This window comes from Pseudomonas sp. X4, assembly GCF_040784925.1.
Taxonomy (GTDB): domain Bacteria; phylum Pseudomonadota; class Gammaproteobacteria; order Pseudomonadales; family Pseudomonadaceae; genus Aquipseudomonas; species Aquipseudomonas putida_Z.
Map to the genome: position 1 here is coordinate 629,634 of NZ_CP160798.1, position 20,799 is coordinate 650,432.

Annotated in this window: 12 protein-coding genes; all 12 read right to left on the minus strand. The window is 62.0% G+C overall.

The window, feature by feature from the left end; translation table 11 throughout:
• Positions 1-20: 20 nt before the first annotated feature.
• Complete coding sequence (locus ABX298_RS02745) at positions 21-869, minus strand: flagellin domain-containing protein (protein ID WP_015271225.1); 849 nt, start codon at positions 867-869, stop codon at positions 21-23.
• 255 nt (positions 870-1,124) lie between these two features.
• Positions 1,125-2,060 carry a ketoacyl-ACP synthase III gene (locus tag ABX298_RS02750; RefSeq protein WP_317409117.1) on the minus strand — a complete coding sequence of 312 codons (936 nt, stop codon included), beginning with the start codon at positions 2,058-2,060 and terminating at the stop codon, positions 1,125-1,127.
• A 249-nt stretch (positions 2,061-2,309) separates the two neighbouring features.
• Positions 2,310-5,852, minus strand: a complete 3,543-nt coding sequence (locus ABX298_RS02755) for a glycosyltransferase (RefSeq protein ID WP_317409089.1) — start codon at positions 5,850-5,852, stop codon at positions 2,310-2,312.
• A 43-nt stretch (positions 5,853-5,895) separates the two neighbouring features.
• Positions 5,896-7,050 carry a dTDP-4-amino-4,6-dideoxygalactose transaminase gene (gene rffA, locus ABX298_RS02760; RefSeq protein ID WP_015271228.1) on the minus strand — a complete coding sequence of 385 codons (1,155 nt, stop codon included), beginning with the start codon at positions 7,048-7,050 and terminating at the stop codon, positions 5,896-5,898.
• Positions 7,051-7,072: 22 nt separating this feature from the next.
• On the minus strand, positions 7,073-8,452 hold the full coding sequence (locus tag ABX298_RS02765) for an FAD-dependent oxidoreductase (RefSeq protein WP_317409088.1): 1,380 nt from the start codon (positions 8,450-8,452) through the stop codon (positions 7,073-7,075).
• A gap of 11 nt (positions 8,453-8,463) precedes the next feature.
• Complete coding sequence (locus tag ABX298_RS02770; protein ID WP_003257274.1) at positions 8,464-9,231, minus strand: hypothetical protein; 768 nt, start codon at positions 9,229-9,231, stop codon at positions 8,464-8,466.
• A gap of 36 nt (positions 9,232-9,267) precedes the next feature.
• Positions 9,268-9,903 carry a class I SAM-dependent methyltransferase gene (locus tag ABX298_RS02775; RefSeq protein ID WP_317409087.1) on the minus strand — a complete coding sequence of 212 codons (636 nt, stop codon included), beginning with the start codon at positions 9,901-9,903 and terminating at the stop codon, positions 9,268-9,270.
• The gene (locus tag ABX298_RS02780; RefSeq protein ID WP_015271231.1) at positions 9,900-10,598 is read right to left on the minus strand and encodes a WbqC family protein; all 699 of its coding nucleotides are present in this window, start codon (positions 10,596-10,598) and stop codon (positions 9,900-9,902) included. The genes ABX298_RS02775 and ABX298_RS02780 overlap by 4 nt, the downstream gene beginning before the upstream one ends.
• Positions 10,599-10,707: 109 nt before the next feature.
• Positions 10,708-13,452 (minus strand): glycosyltransferase, encoded by a 2,745-nt coding sequence (locus tag ABX298_RS02785; protein WP_317409086.1) that lies wholly within the window; start codon positions 13,450-13,452, stop codon positions 10,708-10,710.
• 54 nt (positions 13,453-13,506) lie between these two features.
• A complete protein-coding gene (locus tag ABX298_RS02790) occupies positions 13,507-17,082 on the minus strand; it encodes a glycosyltransferase (protein WP_317409085.1) in 3,576 nt (1,191 codons plus the stop codon).
• A gap of 76 nt (positions 17,083-17,158) precedes the next feature.
• Positions 17,159-18,742: a flagellar hook-associated protein 3 gene (locus tag ABX298_RS02795; RefSeq protein ID WP_085589047.1), complete on the minus strand. Its 1,584-nt coding sequence runs from the start codon at positions 18,740-18,742 to the stop codon at positions 17,159-17,161.
• Positions 18,743-18,755: 13 nt separating this feature from the next.
• Entirely contained in the window at positions 18,756-20,789 is a 2,034-nt protein-coding gene (gene flgK, locus ABX298_RS02800; protein ID WP_085589049.1) for a flagellar hook-associated protein FlgK, read from the minus strand.
• Positions 20,790-20,799 lie beyond the last annotated feature (10 nt).

Sequence of the window (20,799 nt, forward strand, 5' to 3'; positions counted from 1 at the left end):
CCCGCCAGCAACCAGGCAGATTAGCCCAGCAGCTTCAGTACTGCCGACGGCAGCTGGTTGGCCTGGGCCAGAACCGAGGTGGAAGCTTGCTGCAGGGTCTGCTGCTTGGTCAGCTGGGCAGTTTCAGCAGCGAAGTCGGTGTCCTGTACACGGCCACGAGCAGCTTCGGCGTTTTCGTTGATGTTTTGCAGGTTGTTGATGGTGCTGGTCAGACGGTTCTGCGCGGCACCCAGGTCAGCACGGTTGCTGTTGATGGTTTGCAGAGCGGCGTCGATGGCCGAAACAGCAGCGCTGAAGTTGGCTTCGGCGGTGGTGGTGTCGGAACCCTGAATGTTGATCGAGGAAGTAACGCCCAGGTCCGAAGCGGTGAACTTGGCGCTCAGGTCGATGGTGATCTGGTTGGCGGAACCGGTGTTGGAACCAACCTGGAAGGTCATGACCGAAGCCGAACCGTCCAGCAGGTTCTTGCCGTTCAGCTGGGTGCTGTTGGCGATACGGGTCAGTTCCGAAGCCATCGACTGGAATTCTTTGTCCAGAGCGACACGGTCGTTGGTGCTGTTCGAGTCGTTTCGGGACTGAACGGCCAGTTCACGCATACGCTGCAGGATGTTGGTCTGCTCTTGCATCGCGCCTTCAGCGGTCTGGGCGATGGAGATACCGTCGTTGGCGTTTTTGATAGCCATGGTCTGACCACGGATCTGCGAGGTCATGCGGGTAGCGATCTGCAGGCCGGCGGCGTCGTCTTTGGCGCTGTTGATTTTCAGGCCGGAGGACAGACGGGTCATCGAGGTGCTCAGCGCATCGGAAGCACGGTTCAGGTTTTTCTGAACGCCCAGAGAGGTGGTGTTGGTGTTAACAGTCAAAGCCATGACGAATTCCTCGTTGGATTGGGTACTACGGCTTCCGGCCTTGGCAATTCGCCGGGTGTGGCACAGAGAACCTTCGTAATGTTTATCGTCGTCAGGGCAGTTTGCTTTAGGGCGATTTCTCACTTTTTTTGCTGGCATCCGGCCATCCCAATGAAATCAAGGGTTTGACGCCAGATTACAGGCGCACTCGCTGCGCAGCAGAGAAAAGAAAACGCCGCCCTGAAGCGGCGGCGTCTTGTAACCGATGAGGGCCGGTCAATCGCATCGCTCGATGATTGCCGAACCCCAGGAAAGGCCTACGCCGAAACCGCTCAGGGCAACCCGCTGGTGCTGCGAACCCAGCACATGCTTTTCCAGCAACAACGGAATGCTCGAAGAGACGGTATTGCCGGTCTCGACCATGTCCTTGACGAACCGCTGCCTGTACTCGCCCTCTACAAAGCGCGCCGACACCGCGTCGACGATTGCCGCGCTACCTTGGTGGAGGCAATAAAGGTCGATGTCGCCGGCCTTGAGGCCGCTGGCATCGAGCAACTGCTGAAGGTGAGCAGGCACCTTGACCAGGGCAAAGTTATAGACCTGACGACCATTCATGAAGAACTTGCCGTCGGTAGTACGCAAGTGCTCGGCACCTGCACCATCACTGCCGAACAGCGATTTGCCGAGCTGCCAGGCAGCATCCTCGCCCATCCAGGTTGCAGTGGCGGCATCACCAAACAGCATGGTGGTATTGCGATCTTCGGGGTCGACAATCTTCGAGTACGGGTCTGCGGTGATCAACAGGCCGTTTTTCAGCCCTGCCGCTTCCATGAAGCCCTTCATGGCATACAGGCCGTAGACATAGCCCGAGCAGCCCAGGGAGATATCGAAAGCTGCGACCTGGGTGGTCAGCCCCAGCTTGTGCTGCACGATGGCAGCGGTATGCGGCAAGCCTTCGGCGTCGCCGTTCTGGGTCACGACGATCACGACATCGATGGACGCAGGATCAAGACCAGGATTGGCAGCAAACAGGTTTTTTGCTGCCTCCACGCAAAGATCAGAGGTTTCCTGGGAGGCTTCCTTGCGCGGCAGGAAGGTCGAACCGATCTTGCCGAAGATGAAATCCTGGTCCTTGCCGAATTTCGCGCCCTGCGCGTAATTGTCGACGCCCTCGACAGGTACGTAACTGGCGATGCTTTTGATGCCAATCATTGTGGCTTCCCGATAGATATGGCGAAAATTCGCGGGCTTTCGCGCCGGGTTCAGATACCTCGGGTGAAAAGACGACGAGACTGCCCGCAGACTCGATAGCTTAGAGATGCACGTTTCGACTGCCAAGTCACGGTTGTTCATACGATCGGCCAATCGCCCGACAAGATCAATGCCCCTCGTGCGCAACCATGACCCGGCGTGCGCTGCCAGGCACCCGCATCGCGCGGGCACCCGGCATACGACAGTGACTCAGGCCAGCCAGGCCCGGCGCCATGCCTCCAGGCGCTCCCCCTGAAGCAGCCAGTTCGCCCGGACGGCATTCTGCAAGGCATCACCCAACGCTGCCGACGCGTCGCGGTCGTCCAGATGCAGACGAATGACCCGTAGCCAGTCAGCCGTCTGGTTTTCCACCCTCGACAACGGCAAGGTATCTGCACCAGCGAAGCCGGCGACCCGGCTACAGATCACAGGATGTGCGCAAGCAGCGTGCTGGAGCACCCGCAGATCGCCTGAGCAGGCGTTGCCCAAGGTCTCGGCCATCGGCACCAGCGCCAGGTCGAGATTCAGGGCAGCGAGGCTATTGCCCAGCATTTCGCCAGTGACCTGCGGGTGGTGCTCTCGGACGAACGGCCGCAGCGCTTGCGGGCAGTCGCCCAGGACGATCCAATCGACCTCATGCGCCATCGCCGGAACCACCTCGGCCAGCAAGGCAGCATCCTTGTTGCCGATCCAGCCCAGACGCGGCCTTTGCGCCATGCGCCGCAAACCTTGCAACTGGCCCCAGGCGGCAGGTAGCGCGCTTTCAAGCAAGCGCACGTCATCGTGCTGTCCTTGCAACAGCTCCGCCAACGCCGGGGCAGCAACGACCACTCTGTCTGCCTGCATCAGCCCATGGCTCATGCGCTGCAGTAATTCATCCGCACTCAGGCCGGCGTCGAACCCCAATTCCGGGATATAACCGTCCAGCTCATACACCTTGAATGCCTGGGAGAATGCGCGCAGACGACGCAAGGTCTGCAACCCCGCATCCGCCAGCGGGCGCTGCAAGACAATACTCGAGGGCGCATAGCGCTGGATATCCACCAGGGTCAGAACCCCCATGGTTACCGAACCATCAATCAAGCCGGCGTTGCGCATCGCCATGAGGGGCTGTATTACGCGGGCCTGCCCGGCCGCCTGCTGGTCGGCAGCGAAGGCCAGCACCGTCGGAGCAATGCCTTGCAATGGCCGCCAGCACAGACCGTTGTCCTGCCGCGCATGGCTGTGGCCGGCAAGCAATGACTGGTTGGCGTTGTAGGAGGGATCGCTGACCAGTTGCGGCAACCAGCGAGCGTAAAGCGCATCCTCCTGTTCAGCACTGATCGCAGCAGCGGGAGCTGCTTCCAGCAGCAGCCTGGCGCGTGGCGTCCAGACATTCAGATAGCCGGCCTGCTGCAGGCGCAGGCACAGGTCGGCTTCAGCCCAGGGCGCCAATAACGGGTCGACGGAGAAACCACCCGATTGAAGGAAGGTTTCACGCCGCACCATCAGACAACGATCCCCCACGGCTACACCGTTACGCTCAGTCACCAGCGCCGACAGAGCCCCCTCATCGCCGAGTACATGCCCGGCGAATGCAGGACCGACGCTGCCACCCAGCCCAAGTACCAGACCTGCCTGCTGAATCACCCCATCGGCGCTCGCCAGCATGCACCCCACAGCCCCGGCCTCAGGGCGCTGTGCATGGTTTAGCAAGGCTGGCAGCCAATCACAATCACTGACCATGGCGGTAGCATCCAGCCATAGCAGAAACTCGCCCTGCGCCTCCTGCGCCGCGGCGTTGCGCATGGCCTCACGAGGCTGCCCCGGCATGAAACGCAATACCTGGACTCGTCCTGGCTCAACCTGGCTCAGCATGTCCAGCCACTGCAGCAGCACCGGATCGTCATTGCCTGGTTCTACCAACAGCACTTCATGCGGGACAACTGCCGTGTTCTGCAACAACTGTTCAAGGCAGCGCTGCAACCGTGACAGGTCGCCTTCGATGTAGATGATCACACTCACCGAGGCTGGCCGCGAATGCCCATAGTCGATCTGGTAGCAATTCGCCCCTTGCTCGATCGAACGAACCTGCGCATCAGGATAACCACGCTCCAACAGATGCTTCTGGATGACCGTGCGCTCATCGTCGCATACAGTGAGGTCCGGCAGACTGGAGATCAACAGCGGCTCGCTGATATGACCCACAACCCCCAGGCCATGGTCGACAATCAATCGCAGCTGGTAGGCCAATTCGAAGCCCCCCCCTGCAGCCGGGTCGAACCCACCCTGCTGCACGAGCGTGCGCATGTGGTACAACCAGTGCCGCGACAATGCGGCCGGGTGCGCCAGCAACATGTCCAGATTGAGGTCGGGTCGCAGACGGGCTTCAACGCTGTCATCGGCGCCTCGCACGGCCTCGTCGGCAAACACCGCACCAAACGTCACCGGGGCCTGTGCCAGGTCGAGAGCCGCCACCAGCAGGCCACTGGCGGTAAATTCCACGCCCGCATCTACCAACATGCACCAATCACAGGGGCTGCTCTCCAGCAGGCCATTGATGGCGGCCAACGGCGCTCGATCATCAGCTGGCAACCACTGCACGTTCGGGCGACGCGGCTCCACCGCACCCAGCACACAGACCTGGATGCGTTGGTACAGTACGTCGTCCAGGCTACCCAGGGTACGCGCCAGGGCTCCCGGGTCGCCGTGATCCCGCACCAACACGGCGATCGAGGGCGCATCGGGCGCCACCAGCCGGTCCTGCATCAACTGTAACTGCTGCGGCAGCGGGTAACGCTGACGCAGCCATGCCAGCATACCGCTCTGATTGCCGGCCGCCTCGCGACGGGCTGCAAACTGGGTCTTGGCGATGAACACCTCGAGGTGTTGCCAGAAGGGTGCCGTTCTTTCCACATAACGCTGCAGGGCACCTTCCAGCCCTGCGCTGGCACGCTCGAATGCGCCGGGCCGATCGAGCATGGCGAAACCCTGGCTGCCGATGAAGCTGGCCTCAAGAAACTGCTCGTCGATGCCGTGCCCTGGAATGAAGATCACCGGGCAGCCACAAAGGACCGCGATCACGCAGGTCATCGACCATTCGTGGGTATAGAGCACTTCGGCCCTACGCAGCAGCACTGCCAGCTCGGGCAATGTCAGGGCATTGGCCATGCTCAGCAGCTGGATATCGTCAGGCAACTGCGAATAGTCGATCTGCTCCAGCGGGTGGCGATTCTGGTAAAGGTACTTACCTTCCCGCAGCGTGCCCGGTGCCGGCGCGCTGAACAGTTCGACATCGATCGTCGGCAGGCACAGCAAGTCGCCATCCGGATAGCCATGCCGTGCGGCGATCAGGGCGCCGGAATAGAACAACAGGTCTCTGCCAGCGGCCTGCATGCTCTGGCCGGTAAGAAAACCCTCGAAGTTCAGCAGGAAACGCGCCACCACATCGCAGCCAAGCGGGTTGCCCACCACCACTTCCGGATAGACAGCTATCGGCACCTTGCCTTCGGCCTGATGCCGCTTCTGCGTCAGCGGGTCCAGCAATGGCGTTTTCAGGTCCGGATTGACCACCTGACCGCCACAGATATAAGCCTCGCGCCCGTTCAGGTTGAGCACGTGGCAAAGATAGTGCAGCGACGCGACGCCCGAGGAGGTTTCCCGGTAGTCGGGTGCCAGGATGTAGTACGGATGCTCCGGCTTGGCATACATCAACCTCAGGCGCGTCAGTGCCTGGTCGAGCGAATGGGCGTCAACCCCGGCAGAATTGGGCATCGCTTGGAAACTCCAGAATCAGGAAAATACAGGCAAGCCGGCCTCAGACAGCGCGAGGCTCGGCAAAGAACTGGGCGATTGCTGCGCACACTCGGGCAACCTGGCGAGCAGTCATGTCCGAGTAAAGTGGCAAGCGCACCAGACGCTGGGCAACATCACAGGTTACCGGCAGCTCTCCGATGCTGCGGGAATACCGCAGTCCGGCAGGTGAATCGTGCAGCGGTACGTAGTGGAACACTGCATGGATATCCCTTTCACGCAAGAACTGGATCAGCTCGCTGCGTTCCTGGTTGTTGCGCATCAACAGGTAGAAAATGTGCGCATTGGCTGGCCGCCCCCCTGGCGTACGGGGAAGCTGGAAAAAGCCATCGGCTTCCAGCGCCTGCAACTGATTGTAATAAGCCTCGTACAAACCACGCCGATGAGAGTTGATGCTTTCGCCCTGCTCCAGCTGTGCATAGAGGAAGGCGGCCGTCAATTCGCTGGGAAGGAACGAAGAGCCGACATCGACCCAGGTATATTTGCTGACTTCACCCCGGGCGAACGCCTTGCGGTTGGTCCCCTTCTGCCAGATGATTTCTGCACGCTCGATCAGTTTCGGGTCGTTGATCAGCAACGCCCCTCCCTCACCACTGATGACGTTCTTGGTTTCATGGAAACTCAGGCAACCGAGGTGCCCGATGGTACCAAGTGCACGGGTCTTTTCCCTGGCGAGAATCGCCTGAGCAGCGTCTTCGATAAGCATCAGGCCATGGTTGTTGCAGATACGCAGCAGCGCGTCCATGTCACAAGGCTGCCCTGCATAATGCACCGCCACGATCGCCTTGGTTTTCTCGGTGATCGCGGCTTCGACCAGACGCTCGTCAAGGTTGAGGCTGTCCGGGCGTATGTCCACGAATACCGGAACCGCACCGCGCAGCACGAAAGCATTGGCGGTAGATACGAACGTGAACGACGGCATGATGACCTCATCCCCCGGCCCGACATCGGCCAGGATCGCCGCCATCTCCAGCGCCGCGGTACAGGAATGGGTCAGCAGCGCCTTGGGGCATCCCAGGTTGTCTTCCAGCCATTGCTGACACGATTGAGTGAACTGTCCGTCGCCAGCGATGCCGCCGTTCATCACTGCCTGGGCGATATAGAACAATTCCTTGCCAACGACGAAAGGCTTGTTGAAAGGTATGACCTGTTTGCTCACGTTCGTATTCTCCAGCACGTGGTCAGGTGAAATCGCTCAGCGGCAGGTAGCCGCCAATGAGCGCATCGAGAAACTCGACCTGTATTGCCTTCTCAAGGCCGTTACGGGCAAAGAAATCCCTCGCGCGCTGGTAGTAGTGGCCCTCGAGCGCCTGGTCGGCATCGGTATGCCCCGCGTCATAGCCATGCTGGGAAAGCGCCGAACATTTGACTGCCGCGTATTTGCGGCAGCACGCTTCGACTGAATCATCAAGCATTGCGCGCCGATGTGGCCGGGTGTATTCGAAGTACGCACGCGCCTGGGGCGAGAGCTGCACCCCCAGCAACAGCGCCGCCAGGTTGTCAGCCAGCCAAGGCGCAAAGTGATAGCCATCCCGCCGCGTACCGGTCGCAATGAATGTGTTGTCATTGAGCTGGCCGATTACCGGATAGCCATCCAGGCTCACCGGTCGATAGCCGAAGTTGTATCGCACGAAGCCGCTGGCACGGTGCATCTGGTTGACCTGATTGATCGCACCATTTATCAGGGCCGCCACGGACTCGGCACGTGGGACCTGTTCATCGGCAGTGGTGATTAGGTTTGTCGCCCCTACCACGAACAGATCGTCCTGATAGGGCGCATGGTAGATACCACAGGCGCCGCCACGATTTGGCGTGCGAAGCACGTAACGACCCTGGATCCCCGGGTTCTTCAGAACAACAGTAGCGCCGACGCCGTTGATGACCCGAATGCAGTCGTCTTCGGCCCACAGCCGGGTCGCCTTGCTGCCATTGGCGAGGACCACACGCTCCGCAGCCAGCACCCGACCATCGGCCAGGCGAGCCCCGCAGGTTCGGCCACCGATCTTGTCGAGAGACTCCACCACACCCTCGACAAAGCGTACACCGCGCCTTGCCAGCGTCTGTTGCAGGGCCTGGATGACACCATCTGGGTTGACCACGCCTTCGCGGGGCAGGAAGAGGGCATTGCGACTGCGATAGGCCGAAGCTGGTGAATAGGCCGGTTCCAGGGTCGGCTCGATCCGCTCATACGGCTCGGCAAACTCTTCGAGATAATCGGCGATGGCGTCGAACGCCTGGTCCTCGAACCTGTTGGAGGCATTGTTGTTGACCAGCACGGTACCCAAACGGTAATGCTCGGCGGGTATCTCGAACTCTTCGACAAACGCCCCCCACAACCGCGCGGAAGCCTGGCTCAACTCGAACTTGAGGCGGTCTCGCGGTTTGTCCAACGCACCCGGCTCCAGCTCCGCAAACGAGTTGAGCATGGCTGCAGCAGCCATCGAGGCGCTGTAGGGCCGCGACATCGGGCCTACCACTGTAATGCGCTCGGCGGGTACCGAACGGGAAAGGCCGGCGGCGATCGCCAGGCCAACCATGCCGTTACCAATGATCAGGAACATGGCATGCCCTCTTACAGCACTTTGACGATGCACAGGGACGGGTAGGTCTGTGAGCGCTTGATCTCGTGACGAACCTTGCCCAGCACTTCAGCTACGTAGGCGTAACCCTCGCCTGGTAGGAAATCACGCTGCAACTGGAAGAACACCAGCTGCGAACCCGGCACACAGCGCGGCAGGATCTGTTCCAAGGCAAACCGGGTCGGCCCTTCCAGGTTCATGTCGAAAAAGGCCAACGCCACCAGCAGATTGCGATTCTCCTCGATGAAACGTGGCAAGGTATCCTTGATATCGCCCTCCACCACCTGATGGCCGCTGGAAACCTGTGGCAAGGCATTGATGCTCTCGTGCAATGCCAGCAGATGGCGCAGGTAATCGGCATAACCGCTGCCGGTATCGTAGCAACCGTCCTGGAAATTTTCGTTGGTCACTTTGCTGTCGCTGGCGTGCGATTTGTAGCCAGCGAAGGTATCGAATGCCGCAATGCGTCGCTGTTTGTTGAACGGCTCGAAAATGGCCCTCAGATTCTCGCAGAGCACGGCGTTCTGGCCGCGCCAGGTGCCGAAGTCGAGCACCGAGCCGGGCAGCGAGACGATCTCGCGGTACAGGTCGGAAATCGCCAGCATCCGCGCAAGGGAGGCCGAGCGGATGAACAAGCCGAGGTTGCGCTCCTTTTCGGCGTCATCGAGCGGTGCATTGGCAAAGGACTGCCAGAGTCGTTCCCGCGCCTCTAGCTGACTGTCGCTGGACTGGGTAACGGAAGTAGAGCCTTTCTTGAGCATGGATATCTCCAGGAAACAGGGAAGTCGAATGGCAGGTCACGGGGCCTTGCGCACGAGGAGGGTGAATTCGTACAAGCCATAGTCGTGCAAGAGTGCCACCTGCCTGGAGTAGGTTCTTTTGCACAGATCAAAGTAGAAGCACGGGTCACCGTAATACAGGTAGTCGCGCATGAATGGCGCGTCGGAGTAGCTGGTAAGGCAGTTGAAGGCAAAGCCTTTGGTCGAGCACGCATCCATGGTGCGAAGCACCTCGGCAATATATTCTTCCCAGACTTCCCGTGGCGTCTGCTGGGACACGTTGAAAATGCCGCTGGCTACCGCGTAATCGGCCGTCCGGGTGGGCCGGTCGGCGACCTCGAAACAGGTGAACTGGTCCTCACCATGCGTGGCGCGGGCCGACGCAATCATTTCGGGTGACAGGTCATAGCCGTGATAGTCCACTACGCCGCCGCGTTCGCGCAGCCAGTCGAGCAATGCCCCATAACCACAACCCACGTCGACCAGGCTGAAACCCCGCTGCCATTCTTCCTGCGACACCAGTTTGAGCAGCTGTTCGAAGCGCAGATGCTGGGAAGCAGTACCGTTCCAGTCAACCCCTTCCGGAGTGGCGCCATGCTCGCGAATACGCGAGGAATAGTACTGCTCCACTTCTCGCAAAATGGTCGTGCTCATGGTCGCCGCTCCAGGAAGGCAGGCGCGTCGGCGCCGGTGTTGAACAGCAGGTCGATGACACTCAGCGCGTGCTGAAATTCGCCGTACAGTTGCGGGTATTCGAGATAGCCGTCATAACTCATGTACGAAAGGCCAAGCCCGGCAGTAGCGAACGCGGCCTCGTCCAGGTAACAGCTGGCTGCCGGTCCCGACAGGTAATGCGTACCACCTACTGCTTGGCATAACTGGATCAGACGCTCATTCTTGCCGGTTGCATGGCCCAGGTTTTCGGAACGATAAAGCGGCGTTCGTATACCCAGCAGGGGGCACAGGCCGGCGATGAACAGGTGATTGATACGCGAAAGATGAGTGAGCTCGGCGGCCTGCTCAAAGAGCGCCCTGACAGGCCCTTCCATCTGCTGGAAGCACGCCGCGCGACGGTAGCTCATTTCGATGGTCTTCCAGTGGGCAGCCGCCCAGCCAGGCTCACTGATCTCAACTTCGTTGATCAATTGGTCGTAGCGCCCCTTGTTTTTCACCGGGATGCTCAGCCAATGCTCTCCGTGGGCAGTCTTGATCTTGTTGCGGTTGCGCCAGTCGCGGCGCGTGTACTGGACATCATCGAAGAGGATGAACGCATCGACGCTGCCGATGAGGTCGAAATACCCTTTCCAGGGAATGTAGTTGGACTGCAGCACAGCCACTTTCTTTTGCATTCACAACCTCGTCCACACCACGTGAAACCAGGCGCCACGCCTGTCAATTATTTGCCGCCAGGCGCAAAAAAGCCGGGCTCCTGCCCGGCTTTTGCAATTCCCGCGCCAGCTACTTGAACGGGGTCAACCAGCCCGCCTCGGCACCAGCCCACCGGCCATCGACTGCCACTTCACGGGTAAACGCGCTCGGCCACTTCGCCAGCAACCCCTGTACCGCCTCGGGGGCTGGAGAAACTGCACCATCAATCATCAGTTGCGCTTGTGGAGTCCATACCACCAGGCTGCCAGCAGCGGTGGCGGCAAGGCAAAGGTCGACATCGGCCGCCATTCCGCCTTGCAACCCGTCGCAGTGCTCGAACACGCCGGTACGTACCATCAAGCAATCCCCCGACACAGCTGGGCAACCGCGCACAACGCAAGACCAGTGATCCTGGCTAACGTGCTCCCCGGGCAGGCCGGTCCAGGGCGCATGCAACCGCGGCCCTGCAAGCAAATCGTAACCGGCATGCGCGAGACTGCCATCGGCGCCAACCAGGCGCGCGCCGACCACCCCAACCTCCGGCCGTTGTGCCTGGTTGAGCATCGCCTCGATCCAGGCCGGGGAGATCACCTGGCAACGTTCGCTCAGCAACACCAGGTATTCACCGCGCGCATGTCGTGCAGCCTGATTGAACAGGTTCTCTCCCACCTCGGTCACGATCAGACGCAGACGGCCGGCGAACGATCGAAGCGCGTCGGACAGCAGGCCATGTTGATCCTGGGTACAGGCCAGCACGATCTCGTAGCGAGGGTAGCGAGTACGCTGGAACAGACTGCTCAGGCTGCGCTCAAGCGCAGACCGGTCGCCCTCATGAACCATCAGGATGCTGACCAGCGGCGTCGAGTTGTGCCGGAAATCGATGGTCAACCCGGCAGCACCCTGATCGCTGACCTGCCCCCGATAGCCCAGTCGCTTCAGGTGGCGGTCGAGAATGTCCAGCGCTTCGGAACGCATCGGCTCCGGCGCCTGTCCTCCGATCACCAGATACTCATCCATGTGCGCCATGCCGCCGACCCCGCGCTCTTCCACAAGACGCAGCAACAGATCGTATTCGAGCGCGTGGCCAAAACGGCTATCGAAGCCACCCAGGTCAAGCACAGCCTGGCGGCGAAGCAACCAGTGACGCGACATCAGGGCCGGCTGGCTACGCAACAGGTCGAGATCGCTACCGGGGCGCATGATCCCCAGCAAACGCCCCTCTTCATCGCGTTGTATCTCGTCGGCACAAATGGCATCGCAGGCCGGAGACTCACCCAGCTCCAGCTGCAGACGCAGCAGGCCACCACCGGCAAGGATGTCTCCTGCCTGCAGCAACATCATCCATTCACTCGGCAACTGGCGCAGCGCCTGATTCAGGTGTGAAACCCAGTTACCCGGTTCCACCTGGACAAAATGCAAGGTGTCCCGCGCCGTCGTGATAGCCGGTGGTTTCCCGGCCTTGAGCACTACCAGCTTGAAATTGCGCAGACCGGTAGCCAGCAGGCTGTCGAAGGTCGCCTGCAGGGCAAGGTCATCGTCCTTCAAGTCCGCGACCACGAAACCGATTTGCGGGCCGGGCCGCTTGGCTAGTTGCGCAAGCACGCGTTGACGCACCTCAGACGCTGGCGCTGCATCCGCCAACACCTGCAACAGCCGGCCCGAGCCGGTAGTTGCCAGCCACCCGGGCACATCCTGACCCGGAATGCTGTCGAGGCGCTCAAGCCAGGCACTCAATTCGCGGACTTTTTCTGCGTGCACCTCGACCTCCAGGGTTGCCAGCAGACGCTGGCAGACATCGCGGCTGAACAAGCCCAATGCCAAGGCCTGCCAATAACGCTGCTGCAGGCTCTCTTTGGTGTCGTTGGGGTGCACCTCGAGCAGTTCACGCTGACGCACCCAGGTGCCTTCCAGTGCATGACGATGCTCCCGTCCGGTTGGCCAGCCATGGCAGAGAAATTCAAACTGCGCCAGGCGCTGGAACAGGCCCTTTTGGTAGTAAGGCATTTCCATGTACTGCCGGGGTTCGAACTGGCGGTCCGGGTCGCCGATCACACTGGTCCAGCGCGAGGTGAACAGCAACGTCGGCTCGCCTGCATCGTAGCTGCCACGCACCAAGCGGTTGAGCACGACAAAGCCCGCGTCGCCGGCGCATACACCATGGCGTTCGGCGTCCCACGCGCGCAACAGACGCACAGTCCGCACCAGTTGCTCTTCCCGGGCTGTCAGCGACAAAGTACGCGGCGCCAATTCACAGAGGACGTCGGTCTGGTCGAGCTGGATAATCGCCCCGTCGGCCAGCAACGCCAACGACAGCGCAACCCGCCAACTGGCGAAATCCAGATCCTCCGGCAAGTCGGCCAGCACCGAACGCAGCCTCTCGACCCTCACCACGGAGCGCCAGGCCGGCTGGTTCGCCAACGCATGCGACCGAATGCGCGCCGAGGCCCCCTCCCCCTCCAGCGCCGGAAAAGAGTGGCCCATCTTGTAGTAGGCCACTTGACCATTACCCGGAACGTACCCCAAGGCATAGCCTTGGGCACCGAGCGCCAGCGGATTTGCGCTCAGGCATTCAGCAGCGCTGTCCAGTGCCGGTGCCTGCACGAAGTCAGCATCCAGGGCCATATTGACCAGCGGCGTGGCAACCTGCTGCAGCGCCTGACTCAGGCGTGCGCTGCACAGAGCGCCCGGACTATGGGTCTCAAGGGCCTCCAGAGCCAGGCAGGCAATGCCCGCCTGACGGTAGTAGTGCAACGCTCGCTCACGATGAGCGGCCTGATCATGCCCCAGCAACACCACCGTAACGTCACTGCGCGATCCGCTTGCGATATCGACCATAAAGCACCTTCGAAGGTAGAGTTGGGCGCCCGCTCGCAACGAACGCGAAAAAAATTAAACCGCCAGCCAGGCATTCGCCCATTGCTGCAAATGTTGCGGCATCAATACGTAGTCCCGCAGCACCGCCTCACGCAGGGCATCACCCTGGCGGTAGCTGGCCTGGGGGTCGGCCAGGTGCATGCGGATCGCATCCAGCCATTGTTCCGAGGTGTTGTTGCGCACCCGCGTGCAAGGCAGGTAGCCGTCATAGGCCTTGGTGTCGGTGCAGATCACCGGGAAGCCGCACGCACCATACTCAAGCAGGCGCAAGTTGCTCTTGCAGTCGTTGAACAGGTTCTGTTCGAGCGGTGCCAGTGCCAGGTCAAGGTTGAGGCTGGCCAGCTTCTGCGGGTACGACGCCAAGGGCACGCCTTTGTGGAACTCCTTCACATAAGGCCGCAGGGCATCCGGGCACATACCGAAGAATACCCAGTCGACCTCGTCGGCCAGGGCCTTGATCACGTCCAGCAACAGCTCCAGATCGCCCCGGTGGCTGGTGCCCCCCGCCCAGCCCACGCGCGGCCGCGCGCTAGTCTGGCGCTCGCTGGCCAGCCCGGCCCACAGCGGGGCGGCGAGCATGTTGGGGACTACCCGGATATCGTGGTGCATGCTCGACAGTGCATCGGCCAGCGGCTGGGTCGACACCACCACCCGGTCGCACAAGGCAATACCCTGGGTGACCAGCTCGCGCATGTTGGCCGGTATGTTCCGCGCATGGGCGTTCTTTTCCGGCACCTCGATGATGTAGTCGTCGATCTCGTAGATGCGTCGGGCGTTCGACAGGCGCTTGAAGCGCGTCATTTCATCGATCGAATTGACCGTGTAGCGACACTGCAAGATCATCACGTCGGGCTTCTCGCGCTCGATCTCGATCATCTCCGGGGTACTGTAATCAAGCCGCCCCTGGATCCAGCCAGCGCGCTCCAGCTCGGTGAACGGCTGTGCCACCCGGTAGTGACCGACCGCCGAAGTGTTGATCGGCAACGCCAACACCGACGGCAGCACACGGCTGATGAACGGGTCCCAGCCACGACGCTGTCCGGCATCGAGGTGGAAGCTGGCCATCTTCAGGCTCAAGTTGCGGTTATAGGCAGGGTCGCGGGCAACCTTGGCCAACCAGCGTTCATGGAAGATGTCCTTGTCCAGCACCTTGCGCTGGCTGTCGGTCCGCACGTCGCGGGTCGAAGCGAAGCGAACGAGCACTGCATGGGGCGTCCACACCGCCAGATAGCCCTGTTCGCGGATGCGCAGGCAAAGGTCGGCGTCCTGCAGGCCGCCTTTGAGGCCCTGCACATCGAAACCGCCCAGCGCGGCGAACAGCTCGCGGCGCACCAGCAGGCAGTCCAGGCTCAGCGCGCTCCAGTTCTGCACGGCATTGAGCCGGAGCATGTAGCCGCCGCTGTCAGCCGGCATGCCAACGAACGGGCTGCTGACGCCGCCATGCAGCCCCAGGACCAGCCCGGCGCCAAAGATCTCGCCGCTTTGGGTACATAGCTTGGGCGCCACCACGCCAACCTCCGGGCGCTGGGCCTGGGCCATCAACTGCTCCAGCCAGGACCGGGCGAAGGCGGCGCAGGCGCTGTCGAGCATCAGCAGGTAGTCGCCACGGGCAGCCTCGCTGGCCTGGTTCAACTGCGCCAGCTGGCTGCCGCTGGCCACCTCGATCACCCGCAATTGGTTGCTGCCCAGCCCCCGCATGGCCTGCAGCCATTGACGCAGGTCGGCAGGCGTATCCGGCGAGGCGATCAGCAGCACCTCGAAATGGCCATACCGGGTGTGTTCGAACACGGACTCGACACAACGCATCGCCGCGCTCAGGTCGTCCCCGAGCGTAACCAGGATCGAGACCAGGGCTTGCTCCGGGTGCCGGTACGCCACCTGGCACAACGACATGCCTTCGGCACCGACAACCTCGGCATCGACGCCCAGCCGCTGCAGATGGGCCCGCACCACGCGTGGCGCCTGCTGTGCGCAGCGCGGGTCGTGCAGCCACTGGCCAAAGTCGTGCTGGCAATGCACCAGGAGTTCGTCGATGTGCTCGATGACCTGCAAGCCCTGGTGTTCCGCCAGGCGCCACAGCAGGTCGTGGGGTGCAAGGGTATCGAAGTCCGGGTCGAAGCCGCCGACCTCGCGCAGCGCCGTACAGTTGAATGCCAGTACGCGCCCTACATATGGCAGGCTGCGCATCAGGTCGAGGTTGAAGTCCGGCTTGAAGATGGGTGTTGTCGGGCGCAGCCCGTCATGGCTACCTTCGTCGACATAGATGCAGGCCCGCTCGCGAAGTGCCATGCGCTCGCCCATGATCGCCAGAGCATGGGGCACCAGGCGGTCGCCAGCGCGCAACAGCAGTATCCAGTCGGCATCGTCGGCACGCGCCAGGCGCGCCTGCAGCTGGGCCAGGCCATTACCCTGAACGAGCATGCGTTCAACCGCGACCGGGTGGCCTGCCAATTCCAGCGTCGCCGGTGCCAGCAGCCAGGTGCCGGCTGCCGAACAGGACTGCGCGGCAAGGCTGTCCAGGGTCGCGCGCAGGGCCAGTTCCTCACCCGCCTCGGCCCAGATCACCGGGACGATACGCGGCTGCCGGGGCCACTGTTCGAAGCGCTTGGGCAACGCCTTGAGCTGTGCAGCCGACAGGTCACGGCACTCCAGCCACTGGGCATACACCTCTTCAAACGACAGGCAGTCAGTGCCAACCTGCTGCGCCTGGCGGGCCTGCTGTGCCCCGTACAGGCGGTTGAGTTCGTACTCGTCCCACTGCGCACCCTGCTCGCCCTGGTACCGCTCCAGCGACAAGTAGCGCACCCAGCCACTGGCCGGTGCGGCCTCGCTTGCCCGCGCGGCCAGCATTGCCTTTATCCAGTCGGTCTCGATGGGGAAGGCCAGGGTCATGCCTGCCTGGTGGCTCAGGCGCGCAGGGTGCAGACGCTCCATGCTGAGGAAGCGTGACAGATGCCCCAGGTTGCCTCGGCGCATGAGGCAAATGTACAGCGCCATGTCCAGGCGCGCGGCAAACCCGCTGCCCTCCTGCACCAACGCCGGCAGGAACTCGGCCACCAGGTCACGGCGCATCAGTGCATGGCTGAGGCCGCCGAACAGGTTGGGGGCGTTCGTCTCCAACGCTTCGAGCAAGTCGCTACCCTTGACTACCGCATCCTCCGGGCACATCACCGCATTGAGCATGCGCGGCGGTAGCAAGGCATCGTCGGCCGCGCACAGCATGCGCTGGCAGATGGTCATGCTGACATCGGCATGCTGTTCCATGACCGCGGCCTGCAGGCCGACACATTCGGGGAACAGTCGGTCGTCGTCGCAGAGGAACTTGATCAGCGGCCCTTCAGCATGCTCCAGGCACGCCAGCAGGTTGCGGGCGAACCCAAGGGTCTGCGGATTGCGCACGTAGCGCACCGGCTTGCCGGTCTCGCCCACCACCTCGTCGACGATACGCTGGATCTCCAGGCCCCGGCTGTCATCGCAGACCAGCACCTCCAGCGCCGAGTAATCCTGGTTGAGCGCGCTGAGCAACGTGGCGCGGAAGAACTCGGGGTTGAAGGCTGGGATGGCGATGCTGACGAGGGTCTGTTGATTCACGGCGAAGACCTTGAAGAGGTGGCGTGGCCAGCACCGAATGGGCTGGCACACGCCGGATGACGCGAGAGAGGTGAAATCAGATGTAGTTGACCAACGACAAGCTGGCGACCTTGGCATAGGCCTGCAGCGACGCTTGCAGCATGTTGGTCTGCATCTGCAGGCGCAGCATCACTTCAGCCGGGTCGCTTTCGCGGATCGAGCTCTGGGTCTTGGTGTTCTCGGTGCTCAGCGCCTCGTTGGTTTCGGACTGCACATCCAGCGCCTGGCCACGGCCACCGATCGCACTGACCGACGACGACACCTGGTTGGTGGCGCTGGCGATGTTGCCAACGGCCGAATCCAGCGCGGCGAGGAAGTTCTGCCGGGCCACCGGGTCGTTGTCCACCGGGCTGGTCAGCGCGGTACGCAGCTTGCCGATGGTGTCGAGGATGTTCTGGGTCTGGTGGGTATCGACCTTGACCGCGAACGAGTCCCCGGCATTCGGTGCGCCGGACAGCTCGAAGCTGACCCCGGCCGCGGTAGCGGTGGTGCCGTTCGGCCCGCCCAGCGCACCCGATGCCACCGGGCGGCTGTCAGCAGTGACCGGCGCGGCGTACAGCTCGAAGGTGCTGCTGCCGGTGAACTTGAGCACCGCGCCACCGCCCGGGAAAGCGGCCTTGTAGGCAGCCTGATCGGTGATGGTCGCGCCCGTCACCTGCTCGGAGGAGGTATTGCCAGGGCTGCGGGTGCCGGAAACCTCATCGGCCTTGGAACTCAGGCTGAACGTATGCCCTGCGATAGCGGCATCTTCATTACCCTTGTCGCCGTCCTTGAAGGTGATGTCCAGGCGCAGATCGACACCGCGGAAGCTGATGCTGGTGTTGTCGCCATTGGGGTCGAACTTGCCGCCCTGGCTGGCCTCGAGCGTGACGTCATTGCCGTCGACGTCGGTGATCTTGTATTCGGTGCTGCTGAGGAATTCGATGCTGTACGGCTCGCCACTGCGGAAGCGATCGTTGTACAGGCTGTTGCCGGAGACCTGGCCGTTGGACAGGCTGACGCGGCCATCGTCGGTGGCCGGCGCGGTCAGGCTGGTCTGGCTACGGCTGGTGTTGAGCGCCTGTTCGAAGGCGTCGTAGCCGGTTTCATTGGCCGCCAGGCTGAGCATGTCACCCACCTGCAGGTTGAGCTTGCCCTGGTCGCCCTGGTAGCTGTAGGTGCCATCGGCATTGCGCGCGTAAGGCGGGGTATCGCCCTTGGAGCCGGAGAAGATGTACTTGCCGTTCTCGTCCTTGCTGTTCATCAACGAGAACAGCTGGTCTTCCAGCGACGCCAGTTCATCGGCGTTGGCCTTGCGGTCGGCATCGGTGAACGTACCGTTGCCAGAGCTCACCGCCAGCTCGTTGACCCGCTGCAGGATGGTGCCGATGGAGTTCAGGGTGCTTTCGGCAGTGCCCAGGGCGTTACGTACGTTGACGATGTTGCCGCTGTACTGCTTCAGCATGTTCTGCTGCTGCTCCAGTTGCAGCAGACGCGCCGCCCCCACCGGGTCATCCTTGGCCGAACGCACGCGAATGCCATCGCTTGCCTCCTGCTGGCTCTTCACCGTCTTGGCGAAGTTGCTCTGGTAGTTGGCCTGGTTGGTGTTGTAGAACTGCGAAGTAGAGATGCGTACGCTCACGATCTACGGCTCCTTAAAGACTGTTGATCAGGGTGGCGAAGGTTTCCTGGGCCGCCTTGATGATCTGCGACGACGCGGTGTAGTACTGCTGGAACTTGACCAGGTTGCCGGTCTCTTCATCGATCGACACACCCGAAAGGCCGTTACGGCTTTCCACTGCCGAGGCATGCAAGGCAGTGGTGGCATCGCTGTCCATCTGCGCTTGGCCGGCCTTGCCGCCAACGTTGGATACCAGCTTGGCGTAGGCATCGGTGAAGCTGATGCCCTTGCCGTTGGCGCCAACCTCGACCGTGGACTTGGTCTGCAGGTCGATCACCGACAAGGCGTTGCGGTTGTCTGCCGAACCTGCGCCGGTCAGCCCCACGGTATAGCTGTCGCCGTTCTTCGGCGCGCCGGAAACGCTCATCTCGAAGGTGAAATTGCCGCCCAGCGAATTGCCGCTGCCATCGACCATCGGCACCGACAGCTGCAACTTGTTCTCCTGGCCCGGCACGATGGTGCCGCTGCCGATCTCGGTACCCTTGGCGTCGTACATCTTGTAGGCCTGGGGCGAACTGGTGTCATCGCCGAACACCAGCTTGACCGGGGTCGAATACTTCAAGCCAGCCTGCAATTGCGAACGCTGGGCGGCATCGTAGATGTCCATCTCCGAGGTCAGCGTCGGCTGGGTGATGACGCCGGTACCTTTGTTGCCCGATCCGCTGGTGGCGGTCAGTGGCGAAGCCAAGGCCAAACGCTTCGGGTCGGTCAGGACAGTGTCGATGCCGGCGGCCGCATTGCGGGTCGGGGTGATCTTGAAGCTGTCGCCAGCACTCAGGCCGCCACCATTGAGTGACAGGGTGAACCCGTCGATCACCGGAGGCGGCGTGTCGGTGAGGTCGAAACTGCCCATGTCGGTGCCTTCCGGCAACTTGCGCACGCTGTAGCCAGTGGCGCTGGTGAAGGTCACCTGGTAATCGCTGGTGCTGAGCTTGCCGGTGTCCTTGATGGTCACATCGAGGTTACCGGAGCCGGCGCTGTTGCCGGTCTTGGCGACACTGCGCTGGCTGATGGCCGCGGCGCTGTTGATATCGCCGAACAGGGTGGCACCGAAGTCACCGTTCTTGTCGATGCCCTGGGCCAGCTGGCTGTTGATCGCATCGGCTACTACCAAGGCCACGCGACCGAGCTCGTTGAGCGCCGGGTCGAGGGTATCCTTGCGGTAGCGGATCAGGCCGCCGAGCTCACCACCGGTCGTGGTGCTGGTGATGTCCATCTTGGTCGAGCCGCGATTGAGGATCAGGCTCATGCGGGTCGGGTCGGTGGCGCTCGGCTGCACGCCGATGGTCTGGGTGGTGTTGCCCAGCACCAGGGCCTGGCCGTTCTTCAGGTAGATGTCGTAGTTGCCGTTCTTCTGCTCTACAACGTCGGCACCGATCAGCGCCGACAACTCGCGCACCGCGCCGTCGCGCTGGTCGAGCAGGTCGTTGGGCTGGCCATTGACGGCCGTCATCTTGGAGATCTGGCCGTTGAGGTCGGCAATCGACTTGGTCAGCGCGTTGACCTTGTCAGCGATCGACGCCATGTTGGCATTGATATCGCTGTTCTGCTGGTTCAACTGCGCCGACAGGGTGTTGAAGCGCTTGGCCAGGGACTGCGCGCTGGTCAGCAGCAGTTGGCGCGAGGCGTCCTCGGTCGGCTTGGCCGCGGCATCCTGCATGGCGCTGAAGAAGCTTTTCAGTGCAGCGGTGATACCGGTGTCGCTGCTCGACAGGGCGGTATCCAGCGGCGTGATCTGGTTCAGGTACGAGGTGGCATCGCTGCTCAGCGAGGTGGTGCTGCGCAGCTGGTTCTCGAGGAACGCGTTATAGACCCGGCGCACATCCGCCAGGGTAGTACCGCTGCCGATGAACACCTGGCCGACTTGCTGCCCGCCCTTGGTCTTCTGCACGTTCTGCTGGCGCGAGTAGCTTTCGACATCGGCGTTGGCGATGTTGTTACCGAGGGTGTACATCCCCGATTGCGCGGCGCCAAGCCCCGACATACCAATGTTGATCAGACTCGCCATGGTTCCATGC